The sequence below is a fragment of the Hoeflea sp. 108 genome, assembly GCF_000372965.1.
GTDB lineage: Bacteria > Pseudomonadota > Alphaproteobacteria > Rhizobiales > Rhizobiaceae > Aminobacter.
The window spans coordinates 5,026,467-5,049,320 of the sequence record NZ_KB890024.1 but is presented as its reverse complement, the minus strand read 5'-3'; the positions used below and the strand labels follow the sequence as shown (position 1 = coordinate 5,049,320).

20 protein-coding genes are annotated in these 22,854 nt (G+C 62.5%); 9 read left to right on the top strand and 11 right to left on the bottom strand.

Annotated features, from left to right (window positions below; translation table 11 throughout):
* Window positions 1–110: 110 nt before the first annotated feature.
* Entirely contained in the window at window positions 111–1,376 is a 1,266-nt protein-coding gene (rho, locus tag B015_RS0125075) for a transcription termination factor Rho (protein ID WP_018430513.1), read from the top strand.
* A gap of 7 nt (window positions 1,377–1,383) precedes the next feature.
* Here the strand turns inward: rho and B015_RS0125070 are convergent, their stop codons facing one another.
* A complete protein-coding gene (locus B015_RS0125070; protein WP_018430512.1) occupies window positions 1,384–3,399 on the bottom strand; it encodes a thioredoxin domain-containing protein in 2,016 nt (671 codons plus the stop codon).
* Between the two features lie 67 nt (window positions 3,400–3,466).
* Here B015_RS0125070 and mnmE point away from each other — a divergent pair, with 67 nt between their 5' ends.
* From mnmE to B015_RS0125045, 5 genes are all read left to right on the top strand, one after another.
* Window positions 3,467–4,795, top strand: a complete 1,329-nt coding sequence (gene mnmE, locus B015_RS0125065) for a tRNA uridine-5-carboxymethylaminomethyl(34) synthesis GTPase MnmE (protein WP_026227704.1) — start codon at window positions 3,467–3,469, stop codon at window positions 4,793–4,795.
* 173 nt (window positions 4,796–4,968) lie between these two features.
* Complete coding sequence (gene mnmG, locus B015_RS0125060) at window positions 4,969–6,843, top strand: tRNA uridine-5-carboxymethylaminomethyl(34) synthesis enzyme MnmG (protein WP_026227703.1); 1,875 nt, start codon at window positions 4,969–4,971, stop codon at window positions 6,841–6,843.
* Window positions 6,840–7,475: a 16S rRNA (guanine(527)-N(7))-methyltransferase RsmG gene (rsmG, locus tag B015_RS0125055; RefSeq protein ID WP_040456370.1), complete on the top strand. Its 636-nt coding sequence runs from the start codon at window positions 6,840–6,842 to the stop codon at window positions 7,473–7,475. The genes mnmG and rsmG overlap by 4 nt, the downstream gene beginning before the upstream one ends.
* Before the next feature lie 38 nt (window positions 7,476–7,513).
* Window positions 7,514–8,311, top strand: a complete 798-nt coding sequence (locus B015_RS0125050) for a ParA family protein (RefSeq protein WP_018430508.1) — start codon at window positions 7,514–7,516, stop codon at window positions 8,309–8,311.
* Between the two features lie 39 nt (window positions 8,312–8,350).
* Window positions 8,351–9,235 (top strand): ParB/RepB/Spo0J family partition protein, encoded by an 885-nt coding sequence (locus B015_RS0125045; RefSeq protein ID WP_018430507.1) that lies wholly within the window; start codon window positions 8,351–8,353, stop codon window positions 9,233–9,235.
* A gap of 104 nt (window positions 9,236–9,339) precedes the next feature.
* Here B015_RS0125045 and holA read toward each other — a convergent pair whose 3' ends face one another.
* The 9 genes from holA to ccoN form a co-directional block, all read right to left on the bottom strand.
* Window positions 9,340–10,389, bottom strand: coding sequence for a DNA polymerase III subunit delta (gene holA, locus B015_RS0125040; RefSeq protein ID WP_018430506.1), 1,050 nt, complete (start codon window positions 10,387–10,389; stop codon window positions 9,340–9,342).
* Window positions 10,390–10,524: 135 nt separating this feature from the next.
* A complete protein-coding gene (ccoS, locus tag B015_RS0125035) occupies window positions 10,525–10,665 on the bottom strand; it encodes a cbb3-type cytochrome oxidase assembly protein CcoS (protein ID WP_018430505.1) in 141 nt (46 codons plus the stop codon).
* Window positions 10,662–12,935 carry a cation-translocating P-type ATPase gene (locus B015_RS0125030; RefSeq protein ID WP_018430504.1) on the bottom strand — a complete coding sequence of 758 codons (2,274 nt, stop codon included), beginning with the start codon at window positions 12,933–12,935 and terminating at the stop codon, window positions 10,662–10,664. Before B015_RS0125030 ends, ccoS begins: the two co-directional genes overlap by 4 nt.
* Window positions 12,932–13,423 carry a FixH family protein gene (locus B015_RS0125025; RefSeq protein ID WP_018430503.1) on the bottom strand — a complete coding sequence of 164 codons (492 nt, stop codon included), beginning with the start codon at window positions 13,421–13,423 and terminating at the stop codon, window positions 12,932–12,934. The genes B015_RS0125030 and B015_RS0125025 overlap by 4 nt, the downstream gene beginning before the upstream one ends.
* Window positions 13,424–14,977, bottom strand: a complete 1,554-nt coding sequence (gene ccoG / locus B015_RS0125020) for a cytochrome c oxidase accessory protein CcoG (RefSeq protein ID WP_018430502.1) — start codon at window positions 14,975–14,977, stop codon at window positions 13,424–13,426. It abuts the gene before it with no gap.
* Window positions 14,978–15,167: 190 nt separating this feature from the next.
* Window positions 15,168–16,031 (bottom strand): cytochrome-c oxidase, cbb3-type subunit III, encoded by an 864-nt coding sequence (gene ccoP, locus B015_RS0125015; RefSeq protein ID WP_018430501.1) that lies wholly within the window; start codon window positions 16,029–16,031, stop codon window positions 15,168–15,170.
* A gap of 3 nt (window positions 16,032–16,034) precedes the next feature.
* Window positions 16,035–16,184 (bottom strand): CcoQ/FixQ family Cbb3-type cytochrome c oxidase assembly chaperone, encoded by a 150-nt coding sequence (locus tag B015_RS0125010; protein WP_018430500.1) that lies wholly within the window; start codon window positions 16,182–16,184, stop codon window positions 16,035–16,037.
* 11 nt (window positions 16,185–16,195) lie between these two features.
* Window positions 16,196–16,927, bottom strand: coding sequence for a cytochrome-c oxidase, cbb3-type subunit II (gene ccoO, locus B015_RS0125005; RefSeq protein ID WP_018430499.1), 732 nt, complete (start codon window positions 16,925–16,927; stop codon window positions 16,196–16,198).
* Window positions 16,928–16,938: 11 nt separating this feature from the next.
* A complete protein-coding gene (gene ccoN, locus B015_RS0125000) occupies window positions 16,939–18,555 on the bottom strand; it encodes a cytochrome-c oxidase, cbb3-type subunit I (protein WP_026227702.1) in 1,617 nt (538 codons plus the stop codon).
* Window positions 18,556–18,709: 154 nt separating this feature from the next.
* Between ccoN and B015_RS31580 the strand changes: the two genes are divergently transcribed.
* Window positions 18,710–19,186, top strand: a complete 477-nt coding sequence (locus B015_RS31580; protein ID WP_081623534.1) for a hemerythrin domain-containing protein — start codon at window positions 18,710–18,712, stop codon at window positions 19,184–19,186.
* A gap of 22 nt (window positions 19,187–19,208) precedes the next feature.
* Here the strand turns inward: B015_RS31580 and B015_RS0124990 are convergent, their stop codons facing one another.
* On the bottom strand, window positions 19,209–19,934 hold the full coding sequence (locus B015_RS0124990) for a Crp/Fnr family transcriptional regulator (protein ID WP_018430496.1): 726 nt from the start codon (window positions 19,932–19,934) through the stop codon (window positions 19,209–19,211).
* 149 nt (window positions 19,935–20,083) lie between these two features.
* Between B015_RS0124990 and hemN the strand changes: the two genes are divergently transcribed.
* Both hemN and B015_RS0124980 read left to right on the top strand, forming a co-directional pair.
* Entirely contained in the window at window positions 20,084–21,433 is a 1,350-nt protein-coding gene (hemN, locus tag B015_RS0124985) for an oxygen-independent coproporphyrinogen III oxidase (protein WP_026227701.1), read from the top strand.
* Window positions 21,434–21,503: 70 nt separating this feature from the next.
* Window positions 21,504–22,835 carry a UDP-glucose/GDP-mannose dehydrogenase family protein gene (locus B015_RS0124980; protein ID WP_018430494.1) on the top strand — a complete coding sequence of 444 codons (1,332 nt, stop codon included), beginning with the start codon at window positions 21,504–21,506 and terminating at the stop codon, window positions 22,833–22,835.
* Window positions 22,836–22,854 lie beyond the last annotated feature (19 nt).

Here is a 22,854-nt window from a genome sequence, read left to right as displayed (position 1 = left end):
GCTGTTCTTCCTTCCCGCCATGCGCCGCCCCATTTCCATACACTGGCCGCGCCCGGCGTTTATCGCAAAATGCCGATAGAAATTTTCCCACGCTCACCCAGAGTCCGTTCATGCAGGAAATGAAACTCCAGGATTTTAAGAACAAGAAGCCGACAGATCTGATCGCCTTCGCCGAATCGCTCGAGGTCGAGAACGCCAGCGTGATGCGCAAGCAGGAACTGATGTTTGCGATTCTCAAGAAGCTGGCGGCTCAGGACATCGAGATCATCGGTGATGGCGTGGTCGAGGTTCTCCAGGACGGTTTTGGCTTCCTGCGTTCGGCAAATGCCAATTACTTGCCGGGTCCTGACGATATTTACATCTCGCCCTCGCAGATCCGCCGCTTCTCTCTGAAGACCGGCGATACCGTGGAAGGCCCGATCCGCAGCCCCAAGGAGGGCGAGCGCTATTTCGCGCTGCTGAAGGTCAACACGATCAATTTCGACGATCCTGAAAAGATCCGTCACAAGATTCACTTCGACAACCTGACGCCGCTTTATCCGACGTCACGGCTGAAGATGGAGGTCGAAAACCCGACCACCAAGGACATTTCGCCTCGCGTAATCGACCTGGTGGCACCGCTCGGCAAGGGTCAGCGCGCCCTGATCGTGGCACAGCCGCGCACCGGTAAGACCGTGCTGCTGCAGAACATCGCGCACTCGATCACCACGAACCACCCCGAATGTTATCTGATCGTGCTTCTGATCGACGAGCGTCCGGAAGAAGTGACCGACATGCAGCGTTCGGTGAAGGGCGAGGTCGTGTCCTCGACCTTCGACGAGCCGGCGGTTCGCCACGTGCAGGTCGCCGAAATGGTCATCGAAAAGGCCAAGCGCCTGGTCGAACATGGCCGCGACGTCGTCATCCTGCTCGATTCGATCACCCGTCTCGGCCGCGCCTACAACACGGTCGTCCCGTCATCCGGCAAGGTCCTGACCGGTGGTGTCGACGCCAACGCGCTGCAGCGCCCGAAGCGCTTCTTCGGTGCCGCCCGTAACATCGAAGAGGGTGGCTCTCTGACCATCATCGCCACCGCGCTGATCGATACCGGCAGCCGCATGGACGAAGTCATCTTCGAAGAGTTCAAGGGCACCGGCAACTCGGAAATCGTGCTCGACCGCAAGGTCGCCGACAAGCGCATCTACCCGGCGATGGACATCCTCAAGTCCGGCACGCGCAAGGAGGACCTTCTGGTCCAGCGTCAGGACTTGCAGAAGATCTTCGTGCTGCGCCGCATCCTGGCGCCAATGGGCACCACCGATGCGATCGAGTTCCTCATCGACAAGCTGAAGCAGACCAAGACCAACGCCGACTTCTTCGATTCGATGAACACCTGATCCCGTCTCACCGGCGGCGCAGAGCTTCTTCAAGCTTGCTGGTGTCGGTGATGACAGGCAGACAGATGAGGCCGGTGCAGAGATATGCGCCGGCCTTTTTCATATCCGGAAGCTCGTTTCCTGGCAGTTTGGCCTGCGAAGCATCGCCGCCGAGCGGTAGGAATATGTCGACGCGGCGTGGATCAGGGTTCCGATTCGGTACCGAAACAAGCGTTGGCCGCGCTGGATCTTCGATGACAATCAGCTTGGACGGCTCGAGCGCCAGTGCGCATGCGTTGACAATGCCGGCCTGGCCGAACTGCTGGCTCTGAATCCGCCCGGCGGCGTGAGCGGCGACCGACCAGGCACGCTCCTGCATCTCGATGTCGCCGGCGGCGCTCGCCAGCCGTACCATGGCCTCGATGATCTGGCTGGTGGCCGAGGGGATGGCTTCGTCGACATCGCCGCGGATGCGCAGGGGAACGTCGGCGCTGTCGGACGCGGTCAGGAAATAACCGGTCTTGTCCGTATCCGCATGCCAACTGTCGAGCGCGTCCAGAAAGCTGGAGGCGTGATTGACGTAGCTTCCGTCGCCCGTCGCCTCGAAAAGCGCTACGGCGGCATTGATCATGGCGGCATAATCACTGGACAGTGCCGGATAGAGACGTTTGTCGCCGAGGCTCGAATGCGGCAGACGCCCATTCTCTGCAGACGCTACTATGGCGCTGAATGCCTTTGCCCCGACATCGATCCAATCGCGGCGGCCAAGGCTTCGGCCTGTTTCTGCCAGTGCTGTGATCAGAAGCCCATTCCAGTCGGTGAGTGCCTTGTCGTCGCGGCCGGGCCTTATCCGCTTCTCGCGCTCGACAAGCAGCCTGGACGTCAGACCGGCGACGACTTGACGGTCTTCCACCGACTTTTCAGCCTGGCCCGAGGTCTGGTGGATGATGGGATCGCCCTCCCAAGATTGCGGCTTGGTGATCGTGAAGTATTTGAAAAAGCTGGGTGAATCGTCACCAAGAACGGTTTCGATACCGGTGCGTGTCCAAGTGTAGAACAGTCCTTCCTCACCTTCACTGTCAGCGTCGAGGCTGGAAGCAAAAGTGCCCATGGGCAGCCGCATCTCACGCAGCAGCCAGTCGACGATGTCTTCGATTCGTATCCGAAACAGATCTTTGCCGGTGGTTGCATAAGCCCAGTTCAGCTGCCGGATGAGCTGGGCGTTGTCGTAGAGCATCTTTTCGAAATGCGGCACCAGCCAATGAGCGTCGGTGGAATAGCGCGCCAGCCCGCCGCCAACATGATCGTAGATGCCGCCTGACAACATGTGTTCAAGGCTTTTAATTACCGCGCCGCGGCGGTCCTGGTCGCCTGATTTGAGCCAGGACAGCCAGAGCGTTTGCATGAACGGCGCATTGGGAAACTTCGGGGCGCCACGCAATCCGCCGAGTTCGCGGTCGATCATCCCGTTGATGCCCTGAGCGAGGGTTTCCAGCGCCTGTGGTGAAATCTCACCGGCCGGAGCGGTGTTGCCCAGTCTTTGGCCAACATGCCGGGAGAGCTCGGTCGCGCTTTGCAGGATGCTTGCACGCTTGCCGCGCCAGGCGGCGTCCACGGCATTCAGCACCTGAATGAAGCCGGGACGGCCATAACGAGGCTCGCGTGGAAAATAGGTGCCGCCCCAGAACGGCTTGGCATCGGGGGTGAGGAACATGGTGAGCGGCCAGCCGCCCTGTTCGCCCATGCTGGCCAGTGCCGCCATATAGATTTGGTCGATATCGGGCCGTTCCTCCCGGTCGACCTTGATGTTGACGAAGAGACGGTTCATCACCTCCGCAACCTCGTCGTTCTCGAAGCTTTCATGGGCCATGACATGGCACCAGTGGCAGGCGGCATAACCGACCGAGAGCAGAATCGGGCGGTCAAGACGGACAGCTTCGGCAAGTGCGGCCGAAGACCAGGGGCGCCAATGCACCGGGTTATCGCCATGCTGGCGCAGATAGGGGCTGCCTTCTTCCTGTAGCAGGTTCTTTGGCTGAAGCATGGCTCCGAATTGCCCCGAAACAGTGTTAAGAGATCTTCAAACTAGGGCGGTTCGGAAAGGCCGGCAAATGCTATTCAAGGATTCGATCGCCGCGCTTTCCAGCGGCCACCTGCCCTCAGGTGTGGCGATTGTCAGGATCTCCGGCCCCGACGTTCGATTCGCTATCGAAACGATATCCGGAAAATTGCCGCGACCACGGCAAGCGCATTATGGCCCATTGCATGGCGGATCGGGGGACCTGATCGACCATGGCCTCACGCTGTTCTTCCCTGGACCCAACAGCTTCACCGGCGAGGATTGCGGCGAGTTCCAGGTTCACGGCGGGCGAGCAGTTGTTTCCGCATTGCTGGCCGAAATCGGAAAAATGCGCGGATTCCGACTGGCTCAAGCGGGCGAATTCACGCGTCGCGCCTTCCTGAATGGCAAGATCGACCTTCTGGAGGCTGAGGCGCTGGCCGATCTGGTCAATGCCGAGACGGAAGCACAGCGCCAGTTTGCTGTCATGAATTCGAGCGGCGCTCAAAGCGAGCTCTACAGCGGCTGGCGTCGGCGTCTGATCCATGCGCGCGCCATGATCGAGGCCGAGATGGACTTCGCCGATGAATCCGACGTTCCCGGGTCGATTTCGAACCAGGTTTGGCAAGACGTGGACGTGCTGAGTGACGAAGTCGAACGGCATGCGGAAGGCTATGGCCGCGCCGAGATGATCCGCGATGGTTTCGACGTCGTCATTCTCGGCGCACCGAATGCGGGCAAGTCGAGCTTGCTCAATGCGCTGCTGCGGCGTGAAGCAGCGATCGTCACGGACGAGCCGGGTACCACGCGCGACCTTGTAGAGGCCGTATTGGATCTCGACGGCATCAAGGTGCGCATCACCGATACGGCAGGATTGCGCGAGCCGGCCGGCAGGGTTGAGGCGATAGGCATCGCGCGCGCCAGGGAACGTGCTTCGACTGCCGATCTGGTGGTCTATCTGGAGGATATGAATTCAGGCGAGGCTTCCATCGAAGCCCCCGAGGGCGTGCCTACGATGCTCATTGGTACCAAGCTGGATCGGAAGCAGGCCAATGCAGGCACCCGGAGCGAACCCTACGCGCTCGAGATTTCGACCGTGACGGGCGAGAACATCGACATCCTGCTTAATTTGATCGGCCAACGGGCGAGGGAGGCGGTTGGCCAAAAGGGCGATGTGCTGCCGTCACGCCTGCGGCACGTCGAGCTGTTGCGGGAAGCAATTTTCCATATGCGCGCAGCGCTTGCTCATCCTGCCGATATGCTTGAACTCAAGGCCGAAGAGCTGAGATTGGCGACAGATCGAATTGGCAAGCTGTCCGGCGCTGTCGATGTGGAAGATCTCCTGGATGTGATCTTCTCCCAGTTTTGCATCGGAAAATGATTCACGTGAAACATTCCACCACCTGCAGAAAGTCGTGATTCACGTGAAACATCCAGCAAATCACCATTGACTCAAGGTGAAATGTTTCACGTGAAACCATCACCGGTCCGATTCCCTTGACATAGGGGAACGAAGGGGACATCTGTCCGCTCACACACTTCCTGGAGAGAGTCATGGCTGATAGCTACGACGTTGTCGTGGTGGGCGGGGGGCATGCTGGCTGTGAGGCCGCGTCTGCATCCGCCCGGGCAGGCGCCAGAACAGCGCTGGTTACGCTTCGGCGCGACACAATTGGCACCATGTCATGCAATCCGGCCATTGGCGGCCTCGGCAAGGGCCACCTGGTCCGCGAGATCGATGCCTTGGACGGGCTGATGGGCCGAGTGGCCGATGCCGCCGGCATTCAATTTCGGCTGCTCAATCGCCGCAAGGGGCCGGCCGTGCGCGGTCCGCGCACGCAGGCAGACCGCAAGCTCTATCGTCTTGCGATGCAGGAGGCGATCGCAGCGCAATCGAATCTCGATGTAGTCGAAGGTGAAGTCTTTGATTTCATTATCGACGATGGGCGCGTGACCGCCGTCGTCCTTGCCGACGGGCGCAGATTGGATTGCGCTGCCGTGGTCCTGACCACCGGAACCTTCCTGCGCGGCCTTATTCACATCGGCGAACGCAAGATCACTGCCGGTCGCATGAACGAACAAGCCTCGATAGGGCTTTCGGAGACGCTCAAACGGGCAGGGCTGCGTCTTGGCCGACTCAAGACCGGGACGCCGCCGCGGCTCGACGGCAAGACGATCGACTGGGCTTCGCTGGACAAGCAGGCCGCCGATGAGGACTCCGTGCCGTTTTCGCTGATGACGGACAGGATCACCAATCCGCAGATCGAGTGCGGCATCACGCGAACGACCGAAACCACGCATCGCATTATCAGGGAGAATCTCGGCCGATCGGCGATGTATTCGGGATCGATTGAAGGCGTTGGGCCCCGCTATTGCCCGTCGATCGAAGACAAGATCGTCAAATTTGGCGATCGTGAAGGTCATCAGATCTTCCTTGAGCCGGAAGGTCTCGACGACGATACTGTCTATCCCAACGGTATCTCGACGTCGCTGCCGGAAGACGTGCAGCTCGAAATCCTGAAGTCGATTCCCGGGTTGGAGAAGGCAGTCATGCTCCAGCCCGGCTATGCAATTGAATATGATCATATCGACCCGCGCGAACTGGAACCCACGCTGGAAACCAGGCGCGTGGCCGGCCTTTACCTCGCAGGCCAGATCAACGGTACGACCGGATATGAGGAAGCCGGCGCCCAAGGGCTGCTGGCCGGTCTCAATGCCGCGCGCAAGGCAGGTGGCGGTGAGGCGGTGATCCTGAGCCGCACGCAGGCTTACATCGGCGTGATGGTCGATGACCTGACGAGCCGCGGGATCAGCGAACCCTATCGCATGTTCACGTCGCGCGCCGAATTTCGGCTTTCCTTGCGTGCCGACAATGCCGACCGGCGATTGACGCCGCTTGCCGTCGAGCTGGGGATTGCTTCAAGTGGACGCGAGAAGCGTTTTGCTGAGATGGCTGCACGCGTCGACACGGTTCGTGCGCTGACGAAGTCACACAGCTTGTCGCCCAACGAGGCGCGCCGCCATGGCATCGAAGTTAATCTCGACGGCGTCAAACGCTCACTCTATGAGTTGCTGGCTTATCCCGACATTGACCTCAAGCAACTTGTTAAGGTCTTGCCAGAGCTTGCGTCGATTGACGGCAAGACAGCTGAAGCGATTGAAATTGAAGCCAAATATGCTGTCTATCTGGACCGGCAGAAGGCCGATGCGGCATTGATCCTCAAGGAAGAGGAGAGAACCATCCCCGAAGCGCTTGATTTTGAGTCGGTTCCCGGCCTTTCCAACGAGCTGCGGCAGAAGATGAAGCTTCGTCGGCCGCGGTCCCTGGCGGAGGCGCAAAGGATAGACGGCATGACGCCGGCCGCGTTGGCCATCATCCTGGCCCATGTACGCAATGCCGAGGTGCTATCCCGGAAAGGTGCCGCGTGACTGCAGACAGTAGCTATTCCCGGTTGCAAGATATCGCAGGGCCAGTTTCACGTGAAACATTCGAACGCCTTCAGGCCTTCGAACGCGTGTTTCGCAAGTGGGCGCAGAGGATAAATCTCGTAGCGCCGTCGACGCTCAACGAGGTGTGGGAACGTCACATCCTCGACAGCGCACAGGTCGTGAAACTTGGCGGTGACGCCAAGAAGTGGCTCGACATCGGTTCAGGTGGTGGCTTTCCCGGCTTGATCATTGGGACGATGATCGCAGACCGGTCGGGCGCGTCCATCGATCTGGTCGAAAGCAATCGCAAGAAAACCGGTTTCCTGCAGGCGGTTGTCGGCGAACTCGGGTTGCCGGCCAAGGTTCACTCCAAGCGCATCGAGGATGTGCATGACATCATCACCGCACCCGATATATTGAGTGCACGCGCTTTGGCACCACTACCGCTGCTCCTGGAGCTGTCGGCACCATGGCTGGAGGCCGGAACGGTGGCGCTGTTTCATAAAGGCCGGGATTACCGCCAGGAGATCGAAGATAGCGCTCATCAGTGGCGATTCGATCTGGTAGAACATCCCAGCCTGACCGACGCGCAGGGAGTCATCCTCGAGATTCGGAACCTGCGTCGCGCTTGAGCGACGCTTGTTTTGAGACGAAAGACAGCAGTCGAGCCATGAAAAACACGCCAAGAATCATCACAGTAGCCAATCAGAAGGGCGGCGTCGGCAAGACGACGACGGCCATCAATCTGGCGACAGCACTTGCCGCGATCGGTGAGCGCGTTCTCATCATCGACCTCGATCCACAGGGTAACGCAAGTACCGGCCTGGGCGTAGACCGCCGCGACCGCAGTGTGTCGTCATATGACGTGCTGACCGGCCAGCTGACCATCGAGGAAGCGGCGATTGAGACAGCCGTTCCCGGTCTGTCGCTGGTGCCGTCGACGCTCGATCTGCTTGGAATCGAAATGGAAATCGCCTCCGCGGCGGATCGCGTGCTCAAGCTGCGCAATGCGCTGCGGGCGGCCGCCAATCGCTCGGCAGCCTATAGTTACGTGCTGATCGATTGCCCGCCGTCGCTCAACCTGCTGACCCTGAATTCGATGGCGGCGGCGGACTCAGTGCTTGTGCCGCTGCAGTGCGAATTCTTTGCGCTCGAGGGCTTGAGCCAGTTGCTTGAGACGGTGAATCAAGTTCGTCAGACGATCAATCCCGACCTGACCATACAGGGCATCGTCCTCACCATGTTCGATGGACGCAACAATCTGGCCAACCAGGTGGTCGAAGACGTGCGCGCCCATATGGGCGAGAAGGTCTATGACACGGTGATCCCGCGCAATGTGCGTATCTCCGAGGCGCCATCCTATGGCAAGCCGGCGATCCTCTACGACCTGAAGTGCTCGGGTAGCCAAGCCTATCTGCAGTTGGCTTCCGAAGTGATCAGGCGTGAGCGCAAGCTGCGCGCCGCGTAACCGATTCGATACCGAAACAATCCGGAAAAGAAGAAGAATATGAGCGAAGACCTTTCCAGAAAGCGGCTCGGACGAGGCCTCGCAGCTCTGATCGGTGAAATGGACAAGCCGGCGGAGCCGGAAAAGCCTGCGGCGCTGGCCGACGGGCGGGTACCGATCGAATTCGTGAGCCCCAATCCGCGCAATCCACGCCGGCATTTTGCAGAGGCCGATCTGGCTGATCTGGCGCAGTCGATCCGAGAGCACGGTTTGGTGCAGCCGGTGGTGGTGCGCCCGGCAGCGCAGGCAGGACGCTATGAAATCATCGCCGGTGAGCGTCGCTGGCGCGCCGCGCAGCGTGCAGGCGTCAACGAAATCCCCGTCATCGTGCGTGAGGTCAACGATCGCACGGCGCTCGAGCTGGCGATTATCGAAAACGTCCAGCGTACCGACCTCAATGCGATTGAAGAAGCGCTCGGCTACCAGCAGCTCATCGACGACCACAACTACACTCAGGCTGATCTAGGTCAGGTGATCGGCAAAAGCCGCAGCCACGTCGCCAACACGCTGCGGCTGCTCAAACTGCCCGACGTCGTTCGCGATATGCTGGTGAATGGCGAGCTGTCGGCCGGTCATGCGCGCGCGCTGATCACCGCCGCCGACCCAGTCGGGCTGGCCAAGCGCATCGTCGAGGATGGCCTTTCGGTGCGCCAGGCCGAAGCGCTGGCGCAGCTGCCGGCATCCGCCGTCGCTGAAGAGAAGCAGCGGCGCGCCGTGGACAAGGATCCCGACACTGCGGCACTGGAAAAACTCCTGTCAGACGTCGTCGGTATGCGGATCTCCATCGCCCACAAGGAAAAGGGCGGCGGCGAAGTGCGCGTCGCCTACCGCTCGCTCGAACAGCTCGACGACCTCTGCCGCCGGCTGAAGAACGAATCTATGTGATTGAATCTATTGATTCTTGCTACGAAAACGCCGGCTTGTTAGCCGGCGTTTTTTGTCGTGCTCAAGCTCAGCTGCACGAGCTTTGCTGCGCAAGAACATTGGGCCTAGCGCCTGCCGGCGGCGAGCCGTGCACCCTCTACCGCGATCCCGAGAAGAGCTTGGCGCGCCAGGGCCACAGCGAGTTCGGGACGCCGTCGCGTCTGCAGCGTCGTGGCCTGCAGACGGGTCAGGGCGCGGGTGAGCGAAGCTGAATTCCAGCTGGTCAGGGCGCGCTCGACCGCACGCTTGCGGGCGAAGAAGACAGGCGGCCGCGCTGCCGCAATGACCGCGGCGGCATTACGGTTGCCGCTCTCGAGATCGCCGCGCATCAGCTGGATGCTGAGAAGGTGGCGCATGGCGGCGGCGAGCAGCTGTGCCGCCTGGCTACCGTTCTGGCACTGCTTGGTGAAGGCAAGGTCGAACTCGGCAATGTTGCCGCCCAGCGCCGCGTCGACGGCGTCGTCGAGTGACAGGGCCGAGACGTCGCCGATCATGTCCTTTACGTCTTCGAGCGAGATTTCGCCCTTGCCCATGGCGTAAAGCGTCAACTTCTGGATCTCGCCGCGTGTGGCGAGCCGGTCGCCGCCGAGGCTGCGGCGCAGCGCGTTGCGCGCGTCCATCGCCATGGTCAGGTTCGCTATACGGAGTTCGTCGTCGATGATGGTTTCGAGATCGCGTGCTTCGTCGCCGTAGCAGGGCAGGGCCATGCCGGCAAAAGCGCCCTCGACGATGGTACGCAAAGGAGCGCCCTTCTTGAGGTCTTGTGCCTCGATCAGGACGATCGCGTCACGCGGCGGATCGCCGGCCAGCGCTTTCACGTCGTCGGCGAGGCTCTTCTGGGCCGCGGCATTGCGCACCCAGATCAGTCGGCGCGGCGCAAACATCGGCACGGTGCGGGCTTCGTCGACCAGACGGCCGCTGTCGCGTTCGACATCGGCGGCGTCGAGCTTGACCACGGAGAAGGGGTCATCGAGCGGCAGGCCGGTCTTGGCTGCAAAGGCTGCTGCGCGCTCGGAAACGAGGCCACGGTCTGGACCGTAGATCAGCACGATCACGGCCTCGGAGGAGGGCCGTGCCAGCCAGGAGTCGACTTCGTGAGCTTTCTTTTGCGCCATGTCGTCCTGTTAGCACAGGCCTTCGCCCGGCCGCAGCCTTTTTGTCCTTTGCGAAATGTCTTGCCCCAATGCAAAAGCCCGGAGATCGCCAGCGATCCCCGGGATTTCGGTCAAAGGCCGCACCTTCGAGAAGGATCAATCGTCGTCGATCAGGATGCGTTCTGCCGCACCGTCCATGTCCTCGTACTGGCCGCTGCGCAGCGACCAGAGGAAGGCCGCGAGCCCGAGCCCGCCGAGAAACAATGCGACAGGCAGAAGAACCAGCAGACCGCTCATGATGCCATCGCCTCCTTGGTCGGATACGCCTCGGCCGGGATTGCCGCCACCTTTGGCTCCGGCGCCTTGCCGGTGCCGAGGCGCAATCCGTTGGCGATCACAATAACCGAAGACACAGACATTGCGAGCGCCGCGACAAGCGGGGTGACGTAGCCGAACAGCGCGATCGGCACGGCAATGGCGTTGTAGATGATCGCCAGCACCAGGTTCTGGCGGATCAGCTTGTTCGCCTCGCGCGAGGTGGCCAGAGCGAGTGGGATGGCAACCAGGCTTTCGCGCAGGAAGACGAAATCGGAGGCGCTGCGGCCGATGTCCGCAGCACTGGCGGGGGCAATCGACACATGGGCCGTGGCCAGTGCGGGCGCGTCATTGAGCCCGTCGCCGACCATCAGCACCTTGCGGCCTTCCGCCTTGAGCGCCTCGAGACGTTCGACCTTGCCGCTTGGCAGCACACCAGCGGAGGCGCTTGTTATGCCCAATGACCTTGCGACGGCGTTGACGACCTCCGGCCGGTCGCCGGAAACGATCTCGACCGACAGGCCCGCGCCGCGCAACTGCCCAACGGCTTCAGAGGCGCCGGCGCGCAGCCGGTCCTCGAAAGCAAAGGCGGCAAGCTCATTGCCGTTCCTGGACAGGACCGTTCCAAGGGAGGACACCGGCTCGCCCAGTGCCCAGGCAGCGCGTCCGAGGCGGTAAGTATCGCCACCCAGACGTGCCTCGAGGCCGAAGCCGGGAACTTCGTCGATGCTGTCGAACTGCCAATCCTTTGCCGGCTTGTTGACCTGCGTTTCGGCAAGCGCTCGCGAGATCGGGTGACGCGAATGCAGCGCGATCGCGGCGGCCAGGGACAGCTTTTCCACCGATATCTCGTCGGCATTTACCAGCCGGGGCATGCCGAGGGTCAGCGTGCCGGTCTTGTCGAACACGACCGTATCGATTTCGGCCAGGCGCTCCATGGCCGAACCATCCTTGACCATGATGCCGTTCTCGAAAAGGCGGCGGGCCGCTGCCACCTGCACGATCGGCACGGCAAGCCCAAGCGCGCAGGGACACGTGATGATCAGCACGGCAATGGCAATGGTGATCGCCTGGTGCCAGTTGCCGTCGGCGACCATCCAGGCGACGAAGGTCAGGAAGGCGGTGAGATGCAGGACCGGCGCATAAAGCGCTGCGGCCCGGTCGGCGATGCGGCGATAGCCGCCACGGCCGCTTTCGGCGGCTTCCATCAGCCGTGTCATCTCGGCGAGGAAAGAATCCTGCGCCTTGGCTGTTGCTTCGATGGTCAGCGGGCCGGTCAGGTTGAGGGTACCGGCGCGCAGTGCGGTGCCTGACTCCACGGCAACCGGATCGCTTTCGCCTGAGACGATGGCGCAGTCGAGCTCGGAACGTCCCTTGATGACCGTGGCGTCGACAGGCACGCGTTCGCCTGCGGCGAGCAGAATCTGCATGCCGGGCTCGATCTCCTGGACTGGCAGGTAGGCGCTTGTGCCGTCTGCCTGCAGCACCGTCGCGCCGCGTGCGGCAAGCCGGGCAAGGCCCTTGACGGCGACGCGGGCACGCTCGCGCATGACGTGGTCGAGCGTGCGGCCGATCAACAGGAAGAACAGCAGCGAGGCGGAGGCGTCGAAATAGGCGTGCGGGCCGCTGTTGGCGGTGTCGTAGAGACTCAGGCTGTAGGCGAGCAGAATGCCGATGGAGATTGGCACGTCCATGTTGGTGCGGCCGTTGCTCAGAGCGCCCCAGGCCGAGCGGAAGAAGATGCGACCGGCATAGGCCAGTGCGGGCAGGGCGATCAGCGCGGACAGCCAGTGGAACAGGTCGCGTGTGGCGTCTGTCGCGCCCGACCATACCGACACCGACAGCAGCATGATGTTGCCGGCGGCGAAGCCGGCAATGCCGAGCCCGCGGATCAGCTCGGCAAGCGTCTCGTCCTTGTCGTCGGCGCTCTGTTCGAACAGATGGCTCTCGTAGCCCAGCCTTGCCAGTGCGTCGGACAGAGGCGGTGCCCCGGCGTCGTCGCGCCAGCGCACCGACACGCGGCGGGTCGACAGGTTGACGCGGGCCTGCTCGACGCCGTCGAGGCTGCCCAGCGCCTTTTCGATGTTGGTGATGCAGGCGCCGCAGTGGACACCGGGCACGGCGAGATCGCTCTGGCGCAACCCATCCGGCAGGGTGCGGCTCGACAGTGTCAGTTCCTCGCGCGATGGGCCCTTGGCGGCACCCAGGGGCAGGCCTTGCAACGTATCGATGTCGGGAGCGCAGCAGCTCATTTCAGCCCTCCATTGCTCACCGTGATGCGGCGTGCCTCGCGGTAGGGCGCGCCGTTGGTCACCTTCGCCTCGGTGTCGACGATCCAGATGCCGTCACGGACCTCGGCTGTGACCGCAAACGCGCCGTCGGCGCCGCGTGCCAGCGTCGCCTGCCAGTCCTCCTTTTCGTAGGCCGGACGGCGGAATGAGGCGGTAACGCCGTCAACCGGGATGGCTGATCCGGAGGCGTCGACGAGGTGATAGCTGATCCTGCCATTGGCGATGGTCAGGGACCCTTTCCAGCCAAGTGCCGCCTGGGCCCGCGACTCAGCCTGCTTTTCGTTGAATTGCTGGCTGGCGACATAGGTGTTCTGGACGACGAGGCCGGTCCAGCTGGTGTTGGCAAAGGTCGCCATCAAAAGGTTGACGGAGATGATGACGCCGAAGAAGGCAACCATGATGGCCAGCATATGCCAGCCGGTGAACTGCTTTGGCTGAACGGTGCTCATCTATCTGCCCTCCGGGACGTTGAATTTTGCAGCATAAGTGTCCCGTTCGGAACTCGCCTTATCCTCGACCACGAAGTTGAAGCTATGTGCCTCACCGAGGTTGTCGCGCGGCAGCCGCACATAGACCTTCATTGTCGTCAGTTTGTCAGGCTCGGCATTGACCGAAACCGAGCGGCTCTCGGCCTGGCTCATGCCGACCACGCTCATCTGCGCGCCGGGCAGGCCGTCGAGGCTCAGCGTCAGAGTCCGAGGTTCGGGAACCATGTTGAGCAGCTTGACGGTGTAGCCGTTGCGGATCGAGCCGTCGGAGAGGACGACAAATTGCGGGTTGCGGTCCTGCAGCACGTTGATGTCGAGCCGGTCGCGGCTGAACAGGGCAACGAGCAGGGCCACGCCGATCAGGCTCCAGGCACCGGCATAGATCAAGGTGCGCAGCCGGAAGAGGCGGCGGAAGTGGAAATGCGAGACCTTGTCGCTGAACTTGCCCTTGGTGTCGCGCACCCGCTTCGGGTCGATCGCGCCGGTTTCGGGGTTGGTGGCAATCGCCATGTTCGACTGGTAGTCGGCCAGCGTCGCGTAGGAGATCAGGCCGCGTTCCTTGCCGATCTTGTCCATGACGCTGTCGCAGGCGTCTATGCACAGCGCGCAGGTGATGCATTCGAGCTGCTGGCCGTCGCGGATGTCGATGCCCATCGGGCAGACGGCGACGCAGGCGTTGCAGTCGACGCAATCGCCGACCGACAAGCCTTCGGCCGCTGCCTTCTTGGCGTGGCGGGTGCGGGGTTCGCCACGCCAGTCGTTGTAGGTGACGGTCAGCGAGTTCTCGTCCAGCATCGCTGCCTGGATGCGCGGCCATGGGCACATGTAGGTACAGACCTGTTCGCGCATCAGCCCGCCGAAGACGTAGGTCGTGGCGGTCAGGATGGCGACGGTGATGTAGGCGACGGGATCCGCCTGGCCGCTGACGAAGTCGCCAAGCAGCTTGGGCGCATCGGCGAAGTAGAAGATCCAGGCGCCACCGGTGGCCACCGCAATGACCAGCCAGATCGCATGCTTGGAAACACGCTTCCACAGCTTGTCGAAGGACCAGGGCGCGCTGTCGAGCTTGATGCGGGCATTGCGGTCGCCCTCGATTCCGCGCTCGACCACGAGGAAGAGGTCGACCCACACGGTCTGCGGGCAGGTGTAGCCGCACCAGGCGCGGCCAACCGTCGAGGTAACGAGGAAAAGGCCGATGCCGGCCATGACCAGGAGGCCGGCGACGTAGAAGAATTCCTGCGGCCAGATCTCGATGGCGAAGAAGTAGAAGCGCCTGTTGGCGATGTCGAGCAGGACGGCCTGGTCGGGAGCATAGGGGCCGCGGTCCCAGCGGATCCACGGCGTCAGGTAGTAGATGCCAAGCGTGACCAGCATGACCAGCCACTTGAACCGGCGAAAATTGCCCGCGGCGCGCTTGGGAAAGACCTTCTTGCGCGCAGTGTAGAGTGGCTGGCGGGTCTTGGCCGAATTGACCGCCTCGACTTCGAGCCTCTCCACGTCCTGTTCGTCAAGCATTCTCGTCTCCTGCTGGACGCCTGCCGGACAAATCGGCAAGGTCGTCACGTCTTTGCCTCATCGGCCGTCTCGCGGCCTTGACCCAGGTCAACCCCGACCCGGCTTCGGCCTGCCTACGTGCAAAAGAGGCCCGACATCCCTGCCGAGCCTCTCTTCGTCCTTCATCCATCGCCCCGGGAGCGTTGGAGGGTTATTCGCCGCCGCCGAGCGAATGGACGAAGATGGCAAGTTCCTTGACCTTCACGTCCCCGAGCCGGGCGCCCCAGGCCGGCATCACGCCGTGCTTGGGATGGCGGACCTGCTGGGCGATCGCCGCCTGGCCCGAGGCGTAGAGCGCGATGGCGTCCGTCAGGTCGGGCGCGCCCATCTCCTTGTTGCCCTTGGCGTTCTCGCCGTGACAGGCGGCGCAATTGTCGGCGAAGACCTTGGCGCCGGCGGGAACCAGATCGGGCGTGTCGGCGGTACCCGAGAGGCTGGCGACATAGGCCGCGACCTCGTTGACCTGCTGCGGCTCGAGGATCTCGGCAAAGGCCGGCATCTCCGAGGCATGCGTTTCCTCGTCGCCGGCAAATCGGACGCCGTGTGCGATGGTCTGGTAGATCTGGTCGATCTTGCCGCCCCACAGCCATTCGTCGTCATTGAGATTGGGGAAGCCGGGCGACCCCTGCGCGCCGGAACCGTGGCACTGGATGCAGTTGACCTTGAACGCGGCAGAACCGGCAGCAGTGGCGAACTGGCGCAGATTGTCGTCGGCGAGGATCTCGTCGACGCTCTTCGCCTTGACCGCCTCGACATAGGCGCTCTTGGCCTGTTCGGCGGCTGCCAGTTCTGTCTGCACCTCGGCGCGGCTCGAATAACCGAGCATGCCCGATGTGGCGCTGCTGATCATCGGCCAGGCCGGATAGGCAATGGTGTAGGCCAGCGCCCAGACGATGGTGGCGTAGAAGGTCCACAACCACCAGCGCGGCATCGGATTGTTGAGTTCCCGGATGCCGTCCCATTCGTGTCCGGTTGTTTCGACGCCGGACAATTCGTCGATATGCTTTTCGCTCACAGATCAGTCCTCCTTGAGCGGAATTTGGGCCGCCCGCTCGGCAGCTTCCTTGCTGCCGGGGCGAAGCGCGAACACAACCGCGCCGATGAAGAATACGGTCATCGCAAGCAGCCCCCAGCTGTCCGCGAAATGTCGCAACGTCGTGTAGTCCATGACGTATCTCCTTAGCGGTAGCCGGTTGCCGGATCGTAGGTCGAGAAGTCGACCAGCGTGCCGAGCATCTGCAGATAGGCAACCAGCGCATCCATTTCGGTCAGAGTTGCCGGATTGCCGTCGAAGTCGCCCAGCTTGGCCTTGGGATAGCGTGCCAGAAGACCCGAGGTGTCGGCGTTCGGGTCGGCCTGCGCCTTAAGGTCGGCGTCGGCGCTGGCGATCATCTCGTCGCTGTAGGGCACGCCGACGCGGCGGTTGGCGATGAGATCGTAGCTGATGTTCTTCACGGCGAGCGGCGTCTCCTTGAGGAAGGCGTAGCTCGGCATGATCGATTCCGGCACCACCGAACGCGGCTCGACCAGATGCTGGACGTGCCATTCATTGGAGTAGCGGTTGCCGACGCGGGCAAGGTCGGGGCCGGTGCGCTTGGATCCCCACTGGAAGGGATGGTCGTACATCGACTCCGCCGCCAGGCTGTAGTGGCCGTAGCGTTCGACCTCGTCACGGAAGGGGCGGATCATCTGGCTATGGCAGGTGTAGCAACCCTCGCGGATGTAGATGTTGCGTCCGGCCAGCTCCAGCGGCGAGTAGGGCCGCATGCCCTCGACCTTCTCGATGGTGTTTTCGAGATAGAACAGCGGCGTGATCTGGACGAGACCGCCGATGCTGACCACGAACAGCGTGCCGACCAGGAGCAGGGTAGCGTTCTTCTCGATTGTCTTGTGTTTGTCGAGCAGTGCCATGTCTCAAATCCTTACTGGGCGGGCTGGAGTGCGGGAGCCGAGCCGGGCAGCGGCTCTTCCTGGCGCTGGTAGCCGCGGATCGTCATGTAGACGTTCCAGGCCATGACCAGTGCGCCGGCGAGGAACATCAGGCCGCCGATGGTGCGGACGATGTAATAGGGCTTCATGGCAGCGACGCTTTCGGCGAAGGAATAGACCAGGAAACCCTGCTCGTCGTATTCGCGCCACATCAGGCCCTGGCTGATGCCGGCAACCCACATGACCGCCGCGTAGACGACGATGCCGAGCGTGGCGAGCCAGAAATGCCAGGTGACCAGGCGCATCGAATAGAGCCGTTCGCGACCCCACAGGCGCGGCACCAGGAAGTAGATGGCGCCGAAGGTGATCATGCCGTTCCAACCAAGCGCGCCGGAATGGACATGGCCGATCGTCCACTCGGTGTAGTGGCTGAGCGAGTTGACCGCCTTGATCGACATCATCGGGCCTTCGAAGGTCGACATGCCGTAGAAAGCGATGGCGACGACCATCATGCGGATGATCGGATCGGTGCGGATCTTGTCCCAGGCGCCAGACAGCGTCATCAGGCCGTTGATCATGCCGCCCCAGGACGGCATCCACAGCATGATCGAGAACACCATGCCGAGCGTCTGCGCCCAGTCGGGCAGGGCGGTGTAGTGCAGGTGATGCGGGCCGGCCCAGATGTAGAGGAAGATCAGCGACCAGAAGTGGATGATCGACAGACGGTAGGAATAGACGGGGCGTCCGGCCTGCTTGGGCACGAAATAGTACATCATGCCGAGGAAGCCGGCGGTCAGGAAAAAGCCGACCGCGTTGTGCCCGTACCACCACTGTGTCAGCGCGTCCTGCACGCCCGAGAACAGCGAATAGCTCTTGGAGCCGAGGAAGGAGGCGGGCACCGCCAGGTTGTTGACGACGTGCAGCATCGCGATGGTGACGATGAAGGCGAGGTAGAACCAGTTGGCCACATAGATATGCGGCTCCTTGCGCTTCAGGATCGTGCCGAGGAAGACGACCAGATAGGCGACCCAGACGACCGTCAGGAAGATGTCGACATACCATTCGGGCTCGGCATATTCGCGGCTCTGGGTGATGCCCAGGAGGTAGCCGGTGGCGGCGAGCACGATGAAAAGCTGGTAGCCCCAGAACACGTACCAGGCGAGATTGCCGCCGAAGAGACGGGCCCGTGAGGTGCGCTGGACGACGTAGAAGGAGGTGGCGATCAGCGCGTTGCCGCCGAAGGCGAAGATGACCGCCGAGGTGTGCAGCGGGCGAACGCGGCCGAAGTTGAGCCAGGGCTCGATGTTGAGGTCGGGGAAGGCGAGCTGGGCCGCCACAACGACGCCGACCAGGAAGCCGACGACGCCCCAGAACACCGTGGCAATGACGCCATAGCGCACCGGTCCGTCCATGTAGGCCGACTTGTCCTCCGCGAGGATATCGACCGGTGCGTAGCTGCTGCTGCGCATCAGCACGACGGCGCCTGCCGTCAGCACGAAGAACAGCACCCACATGTGAGCGCCGAACTGGTTGTCCTGCGCAAAGGCGGCGCCAAGCAAGGCGGCGAACGCCGCCAATGCCAGCAGGATGACTTCCATTCCGTATTTCATAGCGATCCCCGACGAAATCTGGGCGCCGAAAGGTCCCTCGCCGGCGCCAGACGCCACACTTCTACGACAGTTGCCTACACTGCCTTGATCTGGATCAAGGTCAAGCCGCGCGTGTCAGATCAGCTTCCGGGGCAAAGAGGAACCTCGAGACAAGATGAGTGCACGCAGTCAGATGACGGTCGGATCGGAGGACACGGCCCTGCAGGACGCCGTCGCAGCGATGCGGCGGGCGCATGCCGCCAAGCTCGTCCTGTGCCATCGACTGGAGGCAATCGCCGATTCACTGCCGGGGCTCGACCGGCGAGAGTGCCTGCTGGCGGCGCGGGCGCTGGGACCGCAGATGGTCAAGATCCATCGTTTCGAGGAGCAGCGGGTTTATCCGTATTTCGCCGCCCGGCTGCTGCACAGCGCCGAGACGCGCAAGACGATCGCCCGGCTCAAGAACGAGCATTTCGAGGATGAGGGTTATGCCGCCGAACTGCGCGATACGCTCAGGGCAACGGCTCGCCGCGGCAGGCCTGAGAATCCCGAGACACTGGGTTTCATGCTGCGCGGCTTCTTCGGTGCGCTCAGGCGCCACATCGCCTTTGAACATGACCACGTCATCGCCCAGCTGACGCTGGAGCCCTGAGGCAGCTTTGGATCTCCCAGCCTCAGATGTTGGCGCGGCGTTCGAGCTTGGAGAGGTCGAAGACGGTGATGTGGCGGTTGTGCTCGACTGAAATCACGCCGTCCTTGCGCAGCTTGGTTAGCTGGCGGCTGACCGTCTCGATGGTCAGGCCGAGGAAGTCGGCGATGTCGGCGCGGGTCAAGGGCAGGTCGAAGCTGACCTCGCCATCGAGCTCCGTTTCGGGATCGGCATGGCGCGCAATCAGATGCAGGAACGAGGCGACGCGCTCGGCGGCGGTCTTGCGACCGAGGGTCAGCATCCAGTCGCGTGCGTCGTCCAGTTCGTTGAGCGCCTGCACATGCAGCCGGTGCCCTAGCTCCGGCGACAGCTCGATCATCCGGTCGAGCGACGTCTTGGGAAAGGCGCAGACACGCACCGGCGTCGCCGCTTCGGCGGTGATCGAGCTTTCCCGCTTGAACGGCCGGCCGATGAAATCAGGAGCAAACTGCAGGCCGACGATCTGCTGGCGGCCATCGGGCAGCGTTTTGGTCAGCTTGACCACGCCTGACAGCACATTGGCATAGCTGTCGATAGTGTCGGCATCCGACACCAGCACCGTGCCCGGTTCGACCTTGCGCTTGGTCGTGTGGCGGCTGAGCTCGACCAACTGCTCGGACGTCAGTGCGCCGCAGACGCCACGGTGCCGTGCCTCGCAGGAGCGGCACAGCGCTGGAATCTCCGAGTTGTGAATGTCCTGGCGAATGGTCATCGCATCGTCCGGCCGTCTGATTTGCCCAATCTAGGTGCCGGCATCAGGAAAAGGAACCGTGTCATTGTGTCCGCACATATAAAGGGTTGATCCAGGTCAAGGCAGTCGAGGCGCTCGGGTTCCAGTCTGTGGCAAAGACGGAGACCCTCATGGACAAGACCCTCGTCGAGAAATACGCAGCGCCCGTGCCGCGCTACACCAGCTATCCGACCGCGCCGCACTTCAATGCCGAGGTGTCGTCGGCGACCTATGGCGACTGGTTGCGCGCGCTGCCCAAGGGGGCGTCGGGATCGCTCTATGTCCATATTCCCTATTGCGACCGGCTGTGCTGGTTCTGCGCCTGCCACACCAAGCAGACGCGCCAGTACGATCCGGTCGAGCGCTATCTCCAGGCGCTCGACGCCGAGATCGAGACGGTCGCGGCACTCACCGGCAAAAGGCTCAATGTCACGGCGCTGCATTTCGGCGGTGGTTCGCCGACGCTGCTCAAGCCGGAGCACATCCGTGCGCTGGGCGAAAGAATGCGCTCGAGCTTTGCCTTCGCACCAGATGCCGAAATCAGCGTCGAGATGGACCCCAACGACATGGACGAGGCGCGTTTCGATGCGCTGGCCGCCATCGGCATGACGCGCGCCAGCCTTGGCGTGCAGGATTTCGATCCGCGCGTGCAGCAGACCATCAACCGCGAACAGACTTTCGAGCAGACGAAGTCGGTCGTCGATGCGGTGAGGGCGCGCGGCGTGGGTTCGGTCAATCTCGACATGCTCTATGGTCTGCCGCACCAGACGCTCGACAGCATCGCAACGACGACGGAGTCGGTGCTGTCGCTTCGCCCGGATCGTATCGCCTTGTTCGGTTATGCGCATGTGCCGTGGATGAAGAAGCACCAGACGATGATCGATGAGGCGCTTCTGCCGGATGCCTCGGCACGGCTGGAGCAGGCCGAGGTGGCGACCCGGCTGATCCTGGCTGCAGGCTACGAGGCCGTCGGAATGGATCATTTCGCGCTGCCCGACGACAGCCTTGCCGTCGCAGCACGCTCGGGCACGCTGCGCCGCAACTTCCAGGGTTACACGACAGACCAGGCCGACGCGCTGATTGGGCTCGGCGCATCGTCGATCGGGCTTCTGCCTCAGGGTTATGTCCAGAACATGCCGGCGACGGGTGAATATGAACGCCGCGTGCTCGCAGGCGGGTTGGCCACCGTGCGCGGCGTGGCGCTCAGCGATGCGGACCGCATGCGCTCCTGGGTCATCGAACGGCTGATGTGCGATTTCTCGTTCTCGCGCTGCGAATTGCTGTGCCGTTTCGGCGATGCTGCACGCACGGTGATTGCCGAGGCCGAACTTGTGGCCACCGGTGATCGCGACGGCATCTTCATCCGCTCCGGCAACCGCTTTGTCGTCACCGAGCGTGGCAAACCTTTCGTGCGTTCGATTGCGGCGCGCTTCGACGTTTATCTCGGCCAGGGAGCGGCCCGCCATTCAGTAGCCGTCTGAACTTCTACGCGCTGTCAAATTCCTGTATCAAGCGCGTGCGAAGCGCACGGGCGCGAATAGGATCTGGCCTATGAATCTGACTGTTTTCGGCATTGGCTATGTTGGTCTGGTACAGGCGGCGGTGTTGGCCGAGGTCGGGCATGACGTCGTCTGCGTCGATATCGATGCAGCCAAGGTCGAGCGGCTGAACCAGGGTTTCATCCCGATCTTCGAGCCCGGGCTGGAGGCTTTGGTGCGCGAGAACCACGCTGCCGGCCGTATCGTTTTCACCACCGATGCGGCGATGGCCGTGCGCCATGGCGAGATCCAGATGATCGCTGTCGGCACGCCGCAAGGCGAGGACGGCTCGGCGGACTTGAAATATGTGCTGTCGGTGGCCGATGCGATCGGCCGCGAGATGGACGAGCCCAAGATCGTCGTCGGCAAGTCGACCGTGCCAGTCGGCACCGCCGACAAGGTGCGCGAGGCGATTGCGGCGGCGCTGAAGGCGCGCGGGCGGGACGATCTCGCCTTCGACGTCGTCTCCAATCCGGAATTCCTGAAGGAAGGCTCGGCGGTTGCCGACTGCATGAAGCCCGACCGCATCATCGTCGGCACCGAGAGCGAAAACTCCGAAGCGGTGATGCGCGAGCTCTACGCGCCGTTCAACCGCAACCATGAGAAGATCATCGTCATGGACGTGCGCTCGGCCGAGTTCACCAAATACGCCGCCAATTGCATGCTGGCGACCAAGATCAGCTTCATGAACGAGATGGCCAATCTCGCTGAGCTGCTTGGTGCCGACATCGAGGAGGTGCGCAAGGGCATCGGCTCGGACCCGCGCATCGGCTACCACTTCATCTATCCCGGCCTCGGCTATGGCGGCTCGTGTTTCCCCAAGGACGTGCGTGCGCTGATCCGCACGGCCGAAGACGTCGGTTTCGAGCCGGTGCTCTTGCAGTCGGTCGAAGACCGCAACAACGCCCAGAAGGCGGTGCTGTTCGACAAGGTGAAGGCGCATTTCAACGGGGATCTCCAGGGAAAGACCTTTGCGCTGTGGGGACTGTCGTTCAAGCCCAACACCGACGACATGCGCGAGGCGCCGGCGCGCGTGCTGATGGAAGCGCTGTGGGCCGCAGGCGCCAAGGTCCAGGCCTACGATCCCGAGGCGATGAACGAGGCGCAGCAGATCTACGGCCAGCGCGACGACCTTCTGCTGTGCGGCACCAAGGAGGCGGCCCTGCGCGGGGCGGATGCGCTGCTGATCGCCACAGAATGGAAGAACTTCCGGGCGCCATCCTTCGAGCTGATCAGGCAGCAGCTCTCGACAGCCGTCATCTTCGACGGGCGCAATCTCTACGACCCGGCGGTCGTCGCCCGCCACGGCATCACCTACGTCTCCATCGGCCGCAAGGCCGCGTAGCCATAACAGACTGAAATCT

What these genes read in the sequence shown, in the direction of transcription:
- rho (WP_018430513.1), top strand. Translation starts at nt 111, where the DNA reads ATGCAGGAAATGAAACTCCAGGATTTTAAGAACAAGAAGCCGACAGAT.
- B015_RS0125070 (WP_018430512.1), bottom strand. Translation starts at nt 3,399, where the DNA reads ATGCTTCAGCCAAAGAACCTGCTACAGGAAGAAGGCAGCCCCTATCTG.
- mnmE (WP_026227704.1), top strand. Translation starts at nt 3,467, where the DNA reads ATGCTATTCAAGGATTCGATCGCCGCGCTTTCCAGCGGCCACCTGCCC.
- mnmG (WP_026227703.1), top strand. Translation starts at nt 4,969, where the DNA reads ATGGCTGATAGCTACGACGTTGTCGTGGTGGGCGGGGGGCATGCTGGC.
- B015_RS0125050 (WP_018430508.1), top strand. Translation starts at nt 7,514, where the DNA reads ATGAAAAACACGCCAAGAATCATCACAGTAGCCAATCAGAAGGGCGGC.
- B015_RS0125045 (WP_018430507.1), top strand. Translation starts at nt 8,351, where the DNA reads ATGAGCGAAGACCTTTCCAGAAAGCGGCTCGGACGAGGCCTCGCAGCT.
- holA (WP_018430506.1), bottom strand. Translation starts at nt 10,389, where the DNA reads ATGGCGCAAAAGAAAGCTCACGAAGTCGACTCCTGGCTGGCACGGCCC.
- ccoS (WP_018430505.1), bottom strand. Translation starts at nt 10,665, where the DNA reads ATGAGCGGTCTGCTGGTTCTTCTGCCTGTCGCATTGTTTCTCGGCGGG.
- B015_RS0125030 (WP_018430504.1), bottom strand. Translation starts at nt 12,935, where the DNA reads ATGAGCTGCTGCGCTCCCGACATCGATACGTTGCAAGGCCTGCCCCTG.
- B015_RS0125025 (WP_018430503.1), bottom strand. Translation starts at nt 13,423, where the DNA reads ATGAGCACCGTTCAGCCAAAGCAGTTCACCGGCTGGCATATGCTGGCC.
- ccoG (WP_018430502.1), bottom strand. Translation starts at nt 14,977, where the DNA reads ATGCTTGACGAACAGGACGTGGAGAGGCTCGAAGTCGAGGCGGTCAAT.
- B015_RS0125010 (WP_018430500.1), bottom strand. Translation starts at nt 16,184, where the DNA reads ATGGACTACACGACGTTGCGACATTTCGCGGACAGCTGGGGGCTGCTT.
- ccoO (WP_018430499.1), bottom strand. Translation starts at nt 16,927, where the DNA reads ATGGCACTGCTCGACAAACACAAGACAATCGAGAAGAACGCTACCCTG.
- ccoN (WP_026227702.1), bottom strand. Translation starts at nt 18,555, where the DNA reads ATGAAATACGGAATGGAAGTCATCCTGCTGGCATTGGCGGCGTTCGCC.
- B015_RS31580 (WP_081623534.1), top strand. Translation starts at nt 18,710, where the DNA reads ATGAGTGCACGCAGTCAGATGACGGTCGGATCGGAGGACACGGCCCTG.
- B015_RS0124990 (WP_018430496.1), bottom strand. Translation starts at nt 19,934, where the DNA reads ATGACCATTCGCCAGGACATTCACAACTCGGAGATTCCAGCGCTGTGC.
- hemN (WP_026227701.1), top strand. Translation starts at nt 20,084, where the DNA reads ATGGACAAGACCCTCGTCGAGAAATACGCAGCGCCCGTGCCGCGCTAC.
- B015_RS0124980 (WP_018430494.1), top strand. Translation starts at nt 21,504, where the DNA reads ATGAATCTGACTGTTTTCGGCATTGGCTATGTTGGTCTGGTACAGGCG.